The following is a 15888-nucleotide window of genomic DNA, read 5'->3' as shown; positions in this document are numbered from 1 at the left end:
CGAAGTAGCAGTAAAACGCTACGTGAAGTTCTATAACCATAAACGATTCCAAAGCAGACTAAAAAACCATAGCCCGGTACGATACCGGACTATGGCCGCTTAGCGCCTATTGATTTTTAGGCTTTCTTTTCTGTCCACTTGACAGGGGTCAGATCAAACGAGCATCAGGCTTTTTTGGGGAGCGAAGGGATGATAGGAGTGCTTGGCGGTGCAGACGGCGTGCTCTCGTGTAAGGACGGTTGGTAGTCGGCATGGGCCGGAGTCAACAGGATGGCATCTCCGGTGGCGATACCGAGCAGGATCGCGATGAGGAAGACAGACCAGCGCGGGCTTTTCATGGTTTACGGACACCTCATTTCCTACCAAAACTTTCGAGCCACGGGAAGTATATGCGCGGGTCGGATGAACGGAACCCGTAAAATAGGCTTGTTTTGGAGACGACAAAAAAAGAGATAGTCGGACGACTATCTCTTTTTCCGGAATTAAAACAGGTAGCGAAACACCGTCTGTGCCGCTTCGGACATGCGTTCCTTGGTCCACGGCGGGATGAAGGTCAGATCGACCACAACTTCCTCGACTCCAGGAAGCGTCGAGACGCGGGTGATGATCTCCTCGCGCATGCTTTCGAACGCTGGACAGCCCCTCGCGGTCAACGTCATCAACACAGAGACCTTGCGCCCTGCCTCTTGTACTTGCACGTCGTACACCAGCCCCAAGTTGACGATGTCCATCATCAACTCCGGGTCCCACACCTCCAACAAGTGCTTGTAAACATCTTCCGCAGAGATCACCGGACCGCTCCTTCCGCGTTTTGTAAACATGGGTTGGTAACAGACTATGCGGGGCCTACGCAGGCAAATGCACAATTCCTCTGCCACAGAACATCCGCCTATACCGTTCATGATGGAGAGACATACCTTACAGTATCGGCTTCGAGAGGGGGGTCTTACATGTACGGTGCATTCGGCGGCTACACCCGTTGGGCGGTTGTGTTCCTGATCATCTTCGTCCTGTTCATCCTGCTCACCCCGGGTTACTAATCCGGTACAAAAAAGAGCGGTCCCGCTGCAAGGCGCGGGCCGCTCTTTTTCAATAATAAAAGTTGTTGTTCTGCTCCTGCTGCTGCAAAACTTGCTTGATCTCCTCAGACAACAGCATCAGTGCGGAGATGTCCTCAGACTGGGCTTCGTGGAACCGCTGGTGGTACTCCGCCGCCAATTCCAAATGGCCGGCGTGGATCATCTTTTCAATCATCGAGAGGATGTCTGCCACCGTATTCGACTTGGTCTCAAACAGGATCTGCGCGTCCTTGATCTCGTCCCGGATCGCCGACATCTCGCCATCCAAGCGATACGACGCCTCCGCTGCACGCACCAAACGCTCACGAACTTGCTCCGGGATGTTGCCTTTGTATTTATAGTTCAGCGAGTGTTCAATCGTCGCCCAGAAGTTCATCGCGAGCGTGCGCAGTTGAACTTCCGCCAACAGCTCTTGCTCCCCATGCACAGTCTGCACCGGGTAGCGCACGATGAAGTGGTAGCTGCGATAGCCGCTCGGCTTGCGGTTCGTTACATAATCACGTTCCTCCACCACAGCCATGTCCTTGCGCGCGCGAATGTGTTCCGCGACACGATGCATATCCTCCTGAAATTGGCACATGATTCGGATGCCGGCGATGTCTGGCACTTCCTCAACCCGCTCCAGCGGGATGCTCAGGATCTTGGCCTTCTCAATAATGCTAGAGACTTTCTTGACCCGACCCGTACAAAATTCGATCGGAGTATATTCTTCCTTGTGCTTAATTTCGGTTCGCAAAGAGCGGAATTTCACTTTCAACTCTTCGACGGCCTGCTCATAGGGAAGTAAGAACGTATCCCAATCACGTCCATACACACGGGACGCCCCCTTTATGTCGCAATTCCCTCGGAAACGGTTTCTCCTGCCTGTTCCCATTCGATAATAGCAAATTCACACGCAAACATCCACCGCTCACCCACTCCACTATACTATTCACGGCGTGTATGTACACATGCGTAGCGGTTTCTGTCGGATCGAGTAAAAGAAGATCTATTCATAAGAAGGAATGGCTATTACTTTGTAGAATATAGATTCATGAAATAAACAAACCCGAGAGGTAGTGTCTAACGATGAACAATCGAGTGCTGCATTTTGAAATTCATGTAGAAGACCCGGTAAAAGCTGGCGAGTTCTACAAGGATGTATTTGGCTGGAAAATTGAATCGTGGGGTGGCGGGGACGAGCCCTACTACTTGGTCTCCACGGGCGATGAGAACACGCCGGGCATCAACGGCGGACTGATGAAGTCTATGGACGGCCAAACGCGCACCGTGAACTCGATCCTCGTTCCTGACGTTGACGAGTATGTCGCGAAAGTTGTAGCAGCTGGCGGAACCGTCGCTCTGCCGAAGATGCCGATCCCTGGTGTCGGCTACCTCGCGTACCTGATCGACCCGCAGGGCGTGCTGTTCGGCATCACCCATATGGACCCGGAAGCGAAGTAAGCCGGAGAAAAGAGAAGCAGCCCTCGCGGCTGCTTCTCTTTTTTCAGGACGGCAGTTCGTGATGCCCTGCTGTTCCTGTCAGAACCGCCTCGATCGTTTCCGATTTCTTCAGATCAAAATAGTTCTGTCCCTTGCCACCGCGCTGTTGGAGTTCAACTCGCTGGATGTTTTTCGACTTCGCCCCGGCTGTGACGCGCTTGTCGGTGGAGACGGTGTGAATCTCCAAAGCTTGACGCGTCTGGTTGGGGTCGAGGAGCACGGCGCCAAGCACCTCGTCGTCCTTGGCCAGCGTGATCGCTTTGACTCCAACGGCTGTCTTGCCCTGCAGCGGAAGTTCCTCCAGCGGGAATCGCAGCATCTGCCCGCGCTTCGTGATCAGGATCACATGCGGGTTTGCGCTCAGGTCGGGGATGTGCAGCAGGAATTGAATCTCCTTGCCCAGTGATACGGGCTTGCGTCCGTGTTCGGCCTGCACCAATTTGGCTTTGCCAAGTGATGTGAAAACGGCGTACACGCGCTCTTCCTCGCTGAAAAAGTAGTCGTACAGCGGCTCGGCAAGCGGGGTCGGACTGTTCTTGGAACTCCCGGTGATGTCAGGAAGGTCCTTCACTTTGTAAGAGAATACGGTGCCGCTGGTGCTCAGGACGAGCAGCGTCTGGTCCGTTTTCGCCGGGATGTTGTGGCCTTCCTTATGCTGGGCACGGGTCGACTGCCGGCAGATCGAGTCTTGGGTTAGAATCACCACAACGTCCTCAACATCAGACGGAATCTCGAAGTTAAGCTCCTGCTTTTGCTCGATCACCGTCCGACGTTCATGCTCGATCGGTTGTCCTCCTTCATCGTAGAGGATATCCCCGATCGCATAGCGGAGGTCGCCTTTTTTGTGTGGGACCGTCTTGCCTTTGGGATCGAGATGACTCCCGCTCTGCTCCCACAGCACTTCCTCCGAACTGACTTCATACTCGACAAATTCCGGCTTCATGCTCTCCCACTCTTCGATCAGGAACGCTTCGAGGTGGTCGAGGTAGTACTGGATTTTTTTGATGCGCTTGAGCGAATCCTTGATGTCTTTCTCTAAATCCTTGATCTCGAGGCTGGTCAAGCGGTGCAAGCGCAGGGCGAGGATGGCTTCGGCTTGAACTTCGGAGATGGAGAGCAATTCCATCAGACCGTCTCGGGCGTCCGACTTGTCCTTGGAGGCGCGAATCAGCGCGATCACTTCATCGACGCGGTCGATCGCGGCCTTTTGCCCTTCGAGGATGTGTTGGTTCCGCTCCTCCAGCGCGAGGTCGTGCGCAAGTTTTCGCTGAACCACTTTCATGCGATGGTCGATGAAGATCTCCATCATGTCGAGGTGGTTCAGAACGCGCGGCTCCATCTCGCCAGATTCCTTTTTGACCAAGGCGTTGTTGTTGACGGAGATGTTTTTCTCCAGCGGGGTCTTTTCATACAGTTTGTTCAGCACATAATTCGGATCAACGCCTTTTTGAACTTCCACGACGATGCGCAGCCCGGTGCGGTCCGACTCATCGCGGATGTCGGCGATGCCTTTGATTTTTTTCTCCAGCTCCACGAGGCCGCTGAACAGTTGCTTTTTCGTCACGGTATAGGGAAGCTCGGTGAAGACGTGGGAGATCTTGTCACGCACCGTTTCCACGTGATGCTTGGCGCGGATGATCACTTTGCCGCGTCCGGTCAGCGAGATCTGCTTCCAATCCTGTGGATTGACGAACACCCCGCCCGTCGGGAAGTCCGGGCCGGTGATGAATTCGGTCGCGTCAAAGTCGGGGAGGTTTTTCCCCTTCGCCCGTTGCATCCGATGTTTGAGGTACGCGATCAGGGCCTCGATCACTTCACGCCCATTGTGCGGAATCATCGAGGTGGCGATGCCGACTGCGATGCCGGAGGTCGGGTTGAGCATCAGGTTTGGGAGTTTTGCTGGCAATACGGACGGTTCCTCCTCAGAGGCGTCAAAATTCGGGATGAAGTCGACCGTATGCTTGCCCAAGTTCTCCAGCATCATCATCGACCACTTGGTCAGTCTGGCTTCGGTATATCGCATCGCTGCGGCCGGGTCGGGGTCGTTGGAACCGAAGTTGCCGTGACCTTCGATCAAGCGGTAGCGCATGGAGTGTACCTGTGCCAGACGGACCAGCGCATCGTAGACCGCCTGATCTCCATGTGGGTGGTACTTGCCGTTGGTGTCGCCGACGATCCGCACGCATTTCTTAAACGGTTTCTCCGGCGTCAACCCTAATTCATGCATCGCATAGAGGATGCGACGGGCGACCGGTTTCAACCCATCTCGGGCGTCTGGGAGTGCGCGATCCTCGATAACCTTGTAGGCATAGACGAGGAACGAGTCGCGCATCTCGGTCTTGAGGTCGCGTTCTACAAAAATATCTGAGAGTGCCATAACCAAGCTCCTTTACTTCTTAGACCGTTACGTCTTTCAGATGGCGTGCGTTCTCGACGAGAAAATCGCGGCGACTTTCCGCTTTTTCCCCCATCAGGCTGGAAAACATCTGGTCAAGTTCCAAAACATCGTCGACGGTGACTTTGTAGAGGCGACGGGTTTCTGGCTTCATCGTCGTCTCCCACAGTTGGTCTGGGTTCATCTCCCCGAGACCTTTGAAGCGCTGAGACATCGCGCCTTTGCCCAATTTTTTCAGCCCTGCATCGCGCTCGTGGACCGTCCAGGCGTACTGGACTTTTTTGTCCTTGTACACCTTGAACAGCGGAGGTTGGGCGATGTAGATGTAACCGGCCCGCACCATCTGAAGCATGTAGCGGAAGAAGAAGGTCAGCAGCAGGATGCGGATGTGCGATCCGTCTTCGTCGGCGTCCGTCATGATGACGATCTTCGAGTATTGCGATTTGTCGGGATCGCATTCATCACCGATACCACAGCCGATGTTGATGATAATCGAGCGAATTTCTTCGTTGTCGAGCACCCGGTCGATCCGGTTGTTTTCGACGTTCAGGACTTTGCCCTTCAACATCTGGATCGCTTGGGTGATGCGGTCACGGGCTTGCTTGGCGGAACCGCCCGCCGATTCCCCTTCGACAATGAAAAATTCGCGCTGAGCGGGGTCCTTCGAGGTACAAGGCGCAAATTTGCCGGAGACGAGGTGTTCGTACTTGTCTTTTTTCTTTTTTTCCTGATCGCGGATTAGCTGTTGGGCCTTTTTGGAGGCTTCGCGAGCTTGTCTGGCGAGCAGCGCTTTTTCCGCAATCGCTTTGACCGCTTGCAATTGTTTGGCGTCGGCAAAGATCCGGCTCAGGTTGTCGGTGACGATCTGCGAGAGCACGGAGCGGACGTTGCTGTTGCTCAGTTTGTTTTTGGTCTGGCCCTCGAACTCCGGTTCAGGGAGTTTGATCGAGATGATCGCGGTGAGGCCTTCTAGCCATTCGTCGCCGGTGAGGTTTTCCTTTAACCAGCCCTTGGCGGTGGCAATTTCGTTCATGGTGCGGGTGATCGCAGTCTTGACCCCGGTTTCGTGGGTGCCGCCTTCCTTGGTAGCGATCAGGTTGGCGAAGGAGATGATCGACGTGGAGAAGGAATCGGTCCACTGGAGCAGGATGTCTGCAGACACATCGTCCCGCTCATCCCGGATCACCCACGGTTCGTGCAAGGGCAAGTTGATTTTTTGCTCAAACTTGATGTAGTCCAGCAGACCGTTCGGGAAGTGGATCACTTCCTCGGTATTTTCTTTTTCGTCAATAAATTTTAGTTGGATCGTCGGGCAGAGAAACGCGTATTGGCGCAGACGGTGACGGATCGTATCCACGTTGAAGGTCGAGACTTCAAAAATCCCTTCGTTGGGGTCCTGTTCCTTGGTGTCTGGTTTGAAGTAGACGGTGGTTCCAGGGCGGCCTTTGTAGGGGCCGCGCTTTTCTTTGACTTTTTTGCCACGGCTGTACCATTGGGTGAGCGAGTGGGCGGCTGTCTTGTCCTCGGCTGCGCGGTTGACGGTGGCGATCAGTTCGATCGAGTACGCATTGGTACAGGTTGCCCCGACACCATGCAGACCGCCGGAGACTTTGTAGCCTCCGCCGCCAAACTTCCCGCCTGCGTGGGGCAGGGTGAGAATAGTTTCGAGGGTGCTGATGCCCGTTTTCGGGTGAATGCCGGTGGGGATGCCGCGCCCGAAGTCTTGGACGGTGATCGCATCATCTGCATGCAGGGTGAGGATGACTTCATCGCCGTAGCCATTCATGTGTTCGTCGAGAGAGTTGTTGACGATCTCCCAGACGAGATGATGCAAACCAGATGATCCGCGACCCCCGATGTACATACCAGGGCGTAGGCGAATCGCCTCGATGCCTTCGAGCACCTCGATTGCATGTTCGTTGTAATTGCTCATCTAGAACCTCCGTATGAAAACCTATCTCTATATAATCGAATCGTTGTTCAAGGGGTAGACTACCTAGTTATCATACTTGGTCACGGGGAGATATGCTAGAGCAACTGGGCAAAATACGTACATTTGTTCTCGTTTCTACGTTTTTCCTTTTCGTTATGAACGCCGTTTTTCCTGCATATTGTTTAGTATCAGGTCGTAGGAGAAGGATACAGGGGGAGGGCTTTTTTCGATGAAAATTACAGGCAAAGAACTCAAAGAAATCTTTCACTTGAACGATTGGGTCAAAGGCTTAGGCGACGACGAGGTGTTTCTGATGTATTGGGAGCCCGGTGTGGAGGTCTTGTTGAGTGACACCCAAGGAAATGAACAATTTCGCTTTTGAGGAAAAAAAGAGTGGCGCCGCAGTGGCTGCCACTCTTTTTATCTGACCATCTGGATGCGGATCGTATCGCCGGTTTGTTGGACGGCCCAGTTCTGCGAAAGTGTGGAGGTGAGAAATTGCACTTCCTCGGCTGGGAGTTGGAGGTTCTCGAAGGACTCGCCGTGGTCTTCATAATCGCGGCCGGCTTGGATATGGTAGCGTGCGGCGAGGAAGTTTTTGACGCCAGGTACGGTGAGGAACGTGGCTTGGTAGCCTTGAGTGAGAGCCTGTTTCAGGTCTTCCATGTTGGTTTGGGCGTACTCCAAGAGGATGGAGAAATCCACCTCGCCGCCGTTGATCTGCTGGAACGGGGTGAGGTCCGAGTTTTGGAGATGGATGAGGAGTTCCTCGGTGGAAAATCCGTTGGAGCGGATGAGTTCTACGCGGATGGCGACGGGTTGGACGAGTTTGATGGTCATGTGGATGGCTCCTTTGGTGGATGGTTCTCTAGTGTATGGATTTTTTGAGTTCTTCTAGTTCGGTAGCTGAAAGTTCCGTGAGTTCGAGTATCTTGCCTTCGTCCATGCCGATGGCGAGAAGTTTTTTGGCCAGTTGCTTTTTCTCTTCGATACGGCCTTCTGCATTGCCTTTTGCAAGTCCTTTTGCAATGCCTTTTGCAAGTCCTTGTTCTGCTGCTCGCTTCTCACGAAGCTCTGCATCTCGAAGTACTGAATAGTGATCGAGAATCGCTTTTCTACGAGCTTCGTATTCAAACTTTTTGCTCGGGTCGCGGGAAACTTCTTCCCAGAGGACGAACGCTTGCATTTTGAGGTCCATCAGTTTGTGCATACCGTCACCTCGTGAGGTCGATCGATTTTGGTGTTTTTATTATATCATGAATGAAAAAAACGAGGTCCCTCATCGACCATGAGGGGCCTCGTTTTTTCCTAATATTTTTCCTCGCCGTATTCCTTCACGAAGCTCGGGGCGTGGATGCGGGCGTAGCGGATCGTGCCTGCCTCGCTGGTCTGGAAATGGATCGTGACGGGAATCCAAGACCCCTTGTCCCGGTAGCACATCACGGTCTGGTGGTACCCGGTTTTGCGTGCGTTCGGGTTCACGATATCAAGGCTGAGCAGGCGCGCGCCTAGTTCGTCGGCCGCTTCTCGGGTCAGCGGTTGTTCGTTCGGGATGTATTCATACGCGATGGTTTGAATGAAAGTCAGGTAGTCCGGATATTCCATGTGGGTATCGCTCCTTCCACTGGTCATGATAGCACATCTCATCGGCAAATCAACTGATAGGGACAGCGTCCACACACCCCCGTCTCCCCCGTCTCCCCCGTCTCCTCCGTCTGCGCGTAGCCCTCCTCCCCCTCCTGCATGGCGATCTGGTCACACGCGCTCTGCAGGCGGGACTGCATCATCTGGAGGTCGCTCGCCGTCACCGGAACTTCTGCCTCGGCGTCGAGGGCGGTGAAGTAGAGTACGGCGCGCTCGACACTCCAGCCGAGAAGCTGCTCGGCCACCAGCGTGTAGAGCTGCAACTGCGGCGTGTAATGGTGCGCCGTTCGGCTCAGATGCTGGCGGGTGATGCGATTGGTTTTGTAGTCGAGGACGACGGCACGTCCGTTCGGCTTTTTGTAGAGCTTGTCGATGACCCCGGTCACGGCGTGACGTCCGACGCGCAGGCGGAACATCATCTCGCTCTGTTGATCGGTCGCCATCTGCACCTCTTGGAACAGCTCGCTGTTCGCAAAGCGTTGCAGATCGCCCTCTAGCAGCGGAATCCAACGCTCCGCCTCCTCACCCACGATCTTGCGTTCCGCTAGAGCGCGGCGGAGCAAAGCAGGGAGGTCTGCCGGATCACGAAGCAGTTCCAAGACGCGATGCACCAACGTTCCGCGCACCGTCGGGTCGTGCTCAGCATCTGCATCCTCCAACTCCGTTGCTGAGAGGTTGCTGTCGCTTGGGCGTCGCTCCTCCACGTCCTCGAATAGCGACATCTGTTGCGTGTCCTCCAACGGACGCGCCAGCTCGGGCAGGCGTAGGGCGTACTTGTAATAGTACTGGCGCGGGCAAGTGAAATAAGTCAACAACGCCGACACGGAGAGCGTCAGATCTGGCGCCTCATCAGGGCGCGGTTGAATTGGGCCCAGCAGTGGGAACAGTTCCTCCAGCGGTGCCACTTCCCCGGACATGTCGAGTGTAGCGGCGGCTTCGGCGGCGCCTGTTTCCAGCGCCACCAGCGGGTCCTCAACAGGTTCCGGCTCCTCCGTCAGTCGGACCCAGTTCACTTCCGGCCAGTTCTCCACTTCCGCTGCACTCAACCAGTCGAACCAGCGGGAGTCGTCGAACGTGGGGGTCTTTTTTTTGTCCAGCGCTCGCGTCCCGACGAGCAACAGGTAGTCGCGGGCGCGCGTCATGGCGACGTAGAGCTTGCGGCGTTCTTCTTCGAGCGCTTTTTGCTTGTTCTGGTCGGAGAGGTGCGTGGAGTAGCCGAATTGGTTCCATGCCTCGTTCTCTGTGAAGGACGGAACCAGCCCTAGCTGCGGGTCATAGCGGAACTTGCCGCCCTCGCTGAGATTGAACGTGCGCGCGAGATCAGGCAGGATGACCACCGGGAATTCGAGACCCTTGGACTTGTGTACCGTCATGATCTTCACGACGTCGCTCTGGTCGGACTCGACCTGTGCGTCCTCCTCCCGAACCTCTCCGTCGATGCGCTTCTGCAGCTCTTGCAAAAACGCCAGCACACTTCCCCGCTCGGCTGGCTGTTGCTGGGCAAGTTCCAGCAATTTGCGCACGTTCCCGACTTTCTGATCGCCACCAAAAGTCAGGAGCAGTGCTTGCTCGTAGCCGGTGTGATGCAGGATGGAAGTCAGTACGCCAGCGGCGCTTTTGTAGGTCTTCTCCTCCCGCCAGAGGCGGAAAAGCGCTTGCGCCCGCGCCAGCTTTTCCCGATCATCTACCGCGAGACGATGCCAGTTGGGCAGCGCGGTCCAGTCGGTTGCCACCAACCCCGCACGCCCCAGCCAGTACAGCGCTTCGTCCGACACGCCAAACAGCGGCGAACGCAACGCCCCGATCCGGGCGACGGCATCGTGCTCCTCAACCAGCACGTGCATGACGCTGACGAGATCGAAGATCTCCTGTCGTCGGAAAAAGTTCCGGCTCCCGACGATGTAGTACGGGATGCCGAGCGCTTGAAAGGCGTGCTCATAGACGTAGACATGTGTCATCGCCGAGAACAGCAAGGTGATGTCGCGGTATTGCACCGTCCGCAACGTGCCGTCTTGGTCCGGCACCAGCCGTTCCTGACCGACCATCTCACGAATACGCTGGGCGACGGTGCGGGCTTCGCGGAGTTTTTGTGGCAGTGCGCCGGTCTCTTCCGTGATCTGGAGGACTTCCACCATCGTCTGGTCGTGCGCGGGCGGACGCGTTGCTTCCATCGGTTCGTAGCTCGGCATGAACAGCTCAAAAAAGCGGTTCACAAACGAGATGATCGGCTTCTGGGTACGGAAATTGTGCGCAAGCGGCACGTGTTCGCCGCCAACGTCGCCCACTTCGCGTTGCGTTTGTAGAAATACGTCCAAGTCCGCACCTCGAAAGCGGTAAATCGACTGTTTGGCATCACCTACGACGAACAGGCGCAGATCGTCGTTGTCTGCAGTGAGTGCGTCGAGGAGCTTTTTTTGCACCGGGTTGGTGTCTTGGAACTCGTCGACCATGAGAAATCGCAAGGAGGCCGCCTGCCATCGTCGCACCTCGGGACGTTGCAGGAGATGGACGGCGAGGTTTTGCAGATCGGTAAAGTCCAGCGCACGGTCGCGGGCTTTTTTTCCACGATAGAGCTCGTGAACGCTCTGCAGGAGGGCGGTGAGATGCACGACGGTGGTGCGTAACCCAGAGGGGACGATATGCCCGTAGACAGTTGGCACATGTGCTTTGAGGGCGTTCACGTCAGGCTTGAGCGCGTTGACGAGCGGGCCCCAACCAGCGGTCAGCCCTTCTAATACGTCAGGTATGTCCGCCGAGAAGTCCCAGTGATTCGCTCTCCACGTCGAGAGGACGCGGGAGATCTCCGGCCACTGCGCACGCAGGTGGAGGGCACGTTGCACAGAGCCTTTGGAAGGGTCGAGCGCGTCTAGATCCAGGGCGAGGACGTTGTGGATCAGCGCTTCGAGCTGATCGACGGCCGGTTCGAGACCTGAACTCAGCTCCGTGAGTTTCGCAAGCGTCAGATCCGCCATGCCCGTGAAGTCCTCCGTCCGTTCGCGCAGGCTCGGGTAGAAATCCATCAGATGTCCAACGAGCGGTTCATAGCTGTATTCGTTCACGAGTTGAATCACGCCGACATCCTGTCGGGACAGTCCTTCGTCCAACGCCTCGCGAATCGCTTCCTCTAATCGAAAAACCGCTTCGCTCTCCTCGAGCACGCGCGCCTGCGGATCGATGCCCGCCTCGATCGGATATTGGCGCAACAGGTCCGCGCAGTAGCCGTGGATCGTGGTGATCGTGGCGCGTTCGACTTCCTCTTGCAACAGCGCGATCCGGCGCTTGTCGTCCTGCGCCGCCTCGAATTTCCAGCGCGAGAGACGTTCGCGGATGCGGGCTTTCATCTCGCCTGCCGCTTCCTTCGTGAACGTGATCGCTACGATCTGCCCAGGTCTGCTCGGTGCTTGTCCTGTGGCGAGTGCATCCTGTCCCGCCAACTCCAGCGGCGGCTGGATCAAGGGATGTCCGGCGAGCATGGCGGTGTAGCGCTCCGTCAGCACCCACGTCTTGCCCGCACCCGCTCCGGCGGAGACGGTCAGATGTCGTTTCAGATCTTGAATCGCTTTCCATTGTCCAGTTGTCGGTCGCGGGTCGCTCATTCGGACGCCCCTCCCTTCGCAGAATCGGCTTGCAGGGTTCGCAACGCTTGGTGGCGACAGACTCGGCGGTACTCACAGAACGTGCAATGGCTGTCATCGCTTGGCAACACCGGGTAGGAACCGTCCGCCATGCGCTGGCGGTAGTCATGCATCTTGGCTTCCGATTGGGCGAGCAGTTCGTTCCACGCGGACTCATCAAACTTGGTTTTTTTCTTGCCCATGCCCAGTGAATCGAGATGCTGGGCCTTCACGAGCGCGCTCGTGGAACGGTCCACTTTTTCAATCGAGTAGTACGCGGCACCCACCGCTTCCCCCTTCGGAAAAAGCGCTTGTTCCACGGCGCGCATATAGACAGGCAACTGGAAGTCGGTGCCGTTCTGGATGGCGCGGGGCATCGGCTTGGTGTTTTTCGCCTTGTAATCGACGACCATGAACTGTCCGTCGCGCGTGGCATCGATGCGGTCGATCTGCCCACGCAGTTTCAAGTCCCCGATGGTGATCGGCTCTAGGCGGGAATTCGGATCGTGATCTCCGCTCGTCGTCATGCCAAACACCCATTCCAGATAGCGCGGGACGAGCGCGAGGCCTTGCTTTTGCCACGCGTCGGCCTCGCCTTCAAACCAGTCGTGGAGGCGGCGAAGCAGGCGGTCTTTTTCCAACTGTTGGCGCAGGCCGACCTCGGTGTAGCGCTGGGTTTGCGCCAGTGCCCACTCCTCCTCAAAAATCGCCGGAATCTGCGCACGCATGGTTTCAATGAATTCGGGGGTCACGCGGTCAGCCTCGCGCAGTTGGTCGTACAGGCGGTGCAGGACGCGGTGGTAGAGGTTTCCCTTTTCCATTGCGGAGAGTTCGGCGTCTTCCTCCCTCGTCGAATCGAGGTTCAGCACGCGGGAGAGAAAGAACTTGTAGCCACACTCCCCGTAGCGGTTGAATTGCGACACGCTGTAGATGCGCTCCGTGGAGTAGCGGTCTGCGAGTTCGGCACGGATCTCCGCCGCCTCCAGCAAGCCGTCAAATCGACTCGCCCCCACCGATGCAGCACGCGCTTGCTCCCCCTCGGATTGGGCATAGACTTGTCGCCAGAACTCGGGTTCTAGGGTGGTGAGCGCCTGTGCGGCCACGATGTCCTCGGGGCTTATATCGACACGGCGATGCAAGGCCGCCAGCCAGTCGCGGGCTTCCACAGTGTTGGAGATCTCCAGTGGTGACTGCGGGTAGAGTGCGGAACCTCCGAGGTAGTCGTCAGTTTCGATCTCCATCGTCGGGCAGATTTCGCACAGTTGACTGAGAAAGCGCGACGGGAGGTCTTGCTTGGAGGCGCTGACCGTGGAGAACCAAACGCCTGCTGTAGCGGTGTGCAGGCCCATCAGCAGAAACAACCGCTGTTGGTCGATCTGCACTTGTGGAGCGAGCAGGGACACGCGGTCGGTCAATTCCTCACGCAACGCATCGCGCAGAAGCCAGGAAGTGCTCGGGACGAGCGGCCACTTCCCTTCGTTGAGGCCGACGAAAAAGACATGCCGGAACGTCAGCCCTCTGGCTGCTGACGGGTTGAGCAGGGCAACTCCACCCGGTTTGCCGCGTTCGAGGACGATCTGTTCGGCATGCAAATAGTTGCTGAGCACTTCAACGAATTCCGCACGCGAGTAGGAACTGGTCTCATCGAGCAGCGCGTCCATGTGCTCCAACGCGTCGAGAACTTTCTCCAGCGATTCACGCGCCCGCAGGTCGCGCTGGAGGTCTTCGAGGCTGTAGCCATCGCCTTTGCGATATCGTCCGACCAAGGCTCGTTGGAAGTCCCCTTGCTCCGGCAAAAGCGCCCTCATCGCGGTCGCATGAGTTCCCCCGTCTGTTGTGCGTGGGAGGAGTGCGACTTTTGCGGCGAGGAGGTCGACAAAGGCGGCGAAGGTACGTAGTTCGTCAGCGTCTTCCTCCAGTGCATCGGGTGCGGCGTGCTCGCCTTTCCCGTCAGCTAACGAACTCATCAACTTCGCCTTTTGGTCCCACCCGATATGCTCGGCCAGCCTTTTTTGCCACAGCGACAAGCCCTTGACCACGCCGATCTGCCGGGACACGCGTTGCGGCACGGTCTGTTTTCCACGTAAGGGGTGGTCGCCCAGCAGGGCATCTGCCCCGGCCAGAACTTCCAATGTATCGCGATGCCACGCGGCGTCATCCAGTGTGTACAGCGTCAACAGGTCGCGCAACCACGGCACACGGTCGGCGCGCAACGAGACATTCTGCTGGACGGGCACGCCAACACGCGTGAGCACGCGATGTATGAGACCGCCATGTTCAACTTCCTCTGGCGTGAGGATCGCGATGTCGCGCAGAGCTACGCCGTTCTGGTGCAGGCGTTTGATCTGCTTGGCGACCCATAGCCACTCCTTCTCCGCCGTCCGCGCGCGAAAGGCGTGCAGGGACGGCGTTTTTTCCAACGCTTGCGGGTGGGGAGCGAACAGGCGGGATTGGACCTGCTGGAGGTCTGCGGGGATGTTCACCGCGACGACCTCATCCTCATAGCGGATCTGCAACCCATTGGCGCGAAATGCCTTCATCGACTCCTGCATCAACCCAGCCGCGCTCTCCATCCATGCCCAGCGCTCTGGATCATACGGTAAAAACACCTGCACGCGCTCGGCATGCAGCAACGGAATCACCACGTCCATCTGGTGCGGCTGGAAGTCTACGAAGTAGTCAAAAAATACCTGTTCCACACCGGGGAAGATCTGTGCAACACCCTGTTGGCGCAACACGCGGCCCGCCTCCAGATAGGTTTCCTCCGTATCGAGCAGTGGGATCTCCCCGCTGTGCAACGCCTGTTGGTACTCGGTGTAGACTTGGGCGAGGACCGATACCGTCGCTTCATCTGCCGTCCCGCGCACCATCGTCAGGATGTCGGTCGGGTTGACCCTCGATCGTTTCAACTCGCCGATGTGCCGCTGGAAGGCGGACACCACGCCCGGACTGTGCGCCCAGTGCTCCAAGGACTCGCCGTTCCACATGACGCCTGCGCGCCCGAGGCTGCGCAGGACTTTTGCTACGAGCCGCTCTGTGGCGAGGGCATCCAACCGCACGTAAGACTTTCCACTGCGGCGCAGGACTTCCTCGACGACCTCGAACAGGGTAAGGATCTGCTCGCCCGCCATGCCCGGCAGCCCGTCCAACACGCGATCGCGCACGACCCCGGCCAGTCCACGCGTCGGCACGACATACAGGCAGGTCTGCGCCCGACCGCCCTCGACCAACGTCCGAAATTCTGCCGCCCACTCGTCACGATGCCCGCTGTGGAACGGCCCGCAAATCACTTCACGCATGAGCTCCGACCTCCTTTTCTATCTCTCCTATTTTACAGGCAGATAAAATGGATGGATAGTCGAAGCCGCAACCAAATTTATCAACACAAAAAAGGAGGGGAGCACTCATCGCCCCCTCCTTTTTTCACGCGGTCTGTCGCTTCTGCTTGCGCTTGCTCGCCCCAACGGCAATCGCCCACAGGATCGTGAGCACCGCAATCGTCCCCAAGCAGATGAAGTAGTTCACTTGAATTTGGTCGCGGTACATCGCCACCGCCACATCGGCCTGCACATTCAAGTTGTCTTCCCAGAAGTTCTCGCGCTTCACTTCAAAATAAGCCTGCACCGCAAGGAACGCGATCAGCAACACGGAGTACACGTAGAGAGAAGCCCGTGCCAATCCGGTTCTCTGCTGTTTTTCCTGCATGAGAATCCCCCTCCCAGAAGAGATGATGGTGTCTCC

General features: G+C 56.9%; 14 protein-coding genes. 3 read left to right on the top strand and 11 right to left on the bottom strand.

Annotated features, from left to right (window positions below; all coding sequences use genetic code 11):
- Positions 1 to 103, top strand: a 103-nt coding sequence (locus C7459_RS24160; protein ID WP_146200992.1) for an IS3 family transposase, incomplete at its 5' end; no start/stop codon positions are given.
- Between the two features lie 61 nt (positions 104 to 164).
- On the opposite strand, the gene C7459_RS23315 is transcribed toward C7459_RS24160, so the two are convergent.
- From C7459_RS23315 to C7459_RS11115, 3 genes are all read right to left on the bottom strand, one after another.
- Positions 165 to 338 (bottom strand): hypothetical protein, encoded by a 174-nt coding sequence (locus tag C7459_RS23315; RefSeq protein WP_170119421.1) that lies wholly within the window; start codon positions 336 to 338, stop codon positions 165 to 167.
- A gap of 144 nt (positions 339 to 482) precedes the next feature.
- A complete protein-coding gene (locus C7459_RS11120; protein ID WP_211320379.1) occupies positions 483 to 791 on the bottom strand; it encodes a metal-sulfur cluster assembly factor in 309 nt (102 codons plus the stop codon).
- 298 nt (positions 792 to 1089) lie between these two features.
- The gene (locus C7459_RS11115; RefSeq protein ID WP_109689219.1) at positions 1090 to 1893 is read right to left on the bottom strand and encodes a GTP pyrophosphokinase; all 804 of its coding nucleotides are present in this window, start codon (positions 1891 to 1893) and stop codon (positions 1090 to 1092) included.
- Positions 1894 to 2147: 254 nt separating this feature from the next.
- Here C7459_RS11115 and C7459_RS11110 point away from each other — a divergent pair, with 254 nt between their 5' ends.
- Complete coding sequence (locus tag C7459_RS11110; RefSeq protein WP_109689217.1) at positions 2148 to 2522, top strand: VOC family protein; 375 nt, start codon at positions 2148 to 2150, stop codon at positions 2520 to 2522.
- Between the two features lie 43 nt (positions 2523 to 2565).
- Here the strand turns inward: C7459_RS11110 and C7459_RS11105 are convergent, their stop codons facing one another.
- Together C7459_RS11105 and C7459_RS11100 are read right to left on the bottom strand one after the other, a co-directional pair.
- Complete coding sequence (locus tag C7459_RS11105) at positions 2566 to 4938, bottom strand: DNA gyrase subunit A (protein ID WP_109689215.1); 2373 nt, start codon at positions 4936 to 4938, stop codon at positions 2566 to 2568.
- Between the two features lie 19 nt (positions 4939 to 4957).
- A complete protein-coding gene (locus C7459_RS11100) occupies positions 4958 to 6889 on the bottom strand; it encodes a DNA gyrase/topoisomerase IV subunit B (RefSeq protein WP_109689213.1) in 1932 nt (643 codons plus the stop codon).
- Between the two features lie 229 nt (positions 6890 to 7118).
- Here C7459_RS11100 and C7459_RS23310 point away from each other — a divergent pair, with 229 nt between their 5' ends.
- Entirely contained in the window at positions 7119 to 7271 is a 153-nt protein-coding gene (locus C7459_RS23310) for a hypothetical protein (protein WP_170119420.1), read from the top strand.
- 38 nt (positions 7272 to 7309) lie between these two features.
- On the opposite strand, the gene C7459_RS11095 is transcribed toward C7459_RS23310, so the two are convergent.
- From C7459_RS11095 to C7459_RS11070, 6 genes are all read right to left on the bottom strand, one after another.
- Entirely contained in the window at positions 7310 to 7729 is a 420-nt protein-coding gene (locus tag C7459_RS11095) for a hypothetical protein (RefSeq protein ID WP_109689211.1), read from the bottom strand.
- A 28-nt stretch (positions 7730 to 7757) separates the two neighbouring features.
- Positions 7758 to 8099, bottom strand: coding sequence for an RpnC/YadD family protein (locus C7459_RS11090; RefSeq protein ID WP_109689209.1), 342 nt, complete (start codon positions 8097 to 8099; stop codon positions 7758 to 7760).
- A gap of 98 nt (positions 8100 to 8197) precedes the next feature.
- Complete coding sequence (locus C7459_RS11085) at positions 8198 to 8494, bottom strand: hypothetical protein (protein ID WP_109689207.1); 297 nt, start codon at positions 8492 to 8494, stop codon at positions 8198 to 8200.
- Positions 8495 to 8532: 38 nt separating this feature from the next.
- Positions 8533 to 12129: a UvrD-helicase domain-containing protein gene (locus C7459_RS11080; RefSeq protein ID WP_109689205.1), complete on the bottom strand. Its 3597-nt coding sequence runs from the start codon at positions 12127 to 12129 to the stop codon at positions 8533 to 8535.
- Positions 12126 to 15446 (bottom strand): PD-(D/E)XK nuclease family protein, encoded by a 3321-nt coding sequence (locus tag C7459_RS11075; protein ID WP_109689203.1) that lies wholly within the window; start codon positions 15444 to 15446, stop codon positions 12126 to 12128. Before C7459_RS11075 ends, C7459_RS11080 begins: the two co-directional genes overlap by 4 nt.
- Positions 15447 to 15570: 124 nt before the next feature.
- On the bottom strand, positions 15571 to 15852 hold the full coding sequence (locus C7459_RS11070; RefSeq protein ID WP_109689201.1) for a hypothetical protein: 282 nt from the start codon (positions 15850 to 15852) through the stop codon (positions 15571 to 15573).
- Between the last annotated feature and the right edge of the window lie 36 nt (positions 15853 to 15888).

It is taken from the genome of Tumebacillus permanentifrigoris, from assembly GCF_003148565.1.
Taxonomy (GTDB): domain Bacteria; phylum Bacillota; class Bacilli; order Tumebacillales; family Tumebacillaceae; genus Tumebacillus; species Tumebacillus permanentifrigoris.
Note: the sequence above shows the minus strand (reverse complement) of the source record. Positions and strands in the feature narration are given on the sequence as shown.

Bases quoted from the DNA above. Each gene is read 5' to 3' on its own strand.
- C7459_RS23315 (WP_170119421.1), bottom strand. From the start codon at position 338: ATGAAAAGCCCGCGCTGGTCTGTCTTCCTCATCGCGATCCTGCTCGGT.
- C7459_RS11110 (WP_109689217.1), top strand. From the start codon at position 2,148: ATGAACAATCGAGTGCTGCATTTTGAAATTCATGTAGAAGACCCGGTA.
- C7459_RS11105 (WP_109689215.1), bottom strand. From the start codon at position 4,938: ATGGCACTCTCAGATATTTTTGTAGAACGCGACCTCAAGACCGAGATG.
- C7459_RS11100 (WP_109689213.1), bottom strand. From the start codon at position 6,889: ATGAGCAATTACAACGAACATGCAATCGAGGTGCTCGAAGGCATCGAG.
- C7459_RS23310 (WP_170119420.1), top strand. From the start codon at position 7,119: ATGAAAATTACAGGCAAAGAACTCAAAGAAATCTTTCACTTGAACGAT.
- C7459_RS11095 (WP_109689211.1), bottom strand. From the start codon at position 7,729: ATGACCATCAAACTCGTCCAACCCGTCGCCATCCGCGTAGAACTCATC.
- C7459_RS11090 (WP_109689209.1), bottom strand. From the start codon at position 8,099: ATGCACAAACTGATGGACCTCAAAATGCAAGCGTTCGTCCTCTGGGAA.
- C7459_RS11085 (WP_109689207.1), bottom strand. From the start codon at position 8,494: ATGGAATATCCGGACTACCTGACTTTCATTCAAACCATCGCGTATGAA.
- C7459_RS11080 (WP_109689205.1), bottom strand. From the start codon at position 12,129: ATGAGCGACCCGCGACCGACAACTGGACAATGGAAAGCGATTCAAGAT.
- C7459_RS11075 (WP_109689203.1), bottom strand. From the start codon at position 15,446: ATGCGTGAAGTGATTTGCGGGCCGTTCCACAGCGGGCATCGTGACGAG.
- C7459_RS11070 (WP_109689201.1), bottom strand. From the start codon at position 15,852: ATGCAGGAAAAACAGCAGAGAACCGGATTGGCACGGGCTTCTCTCTAC.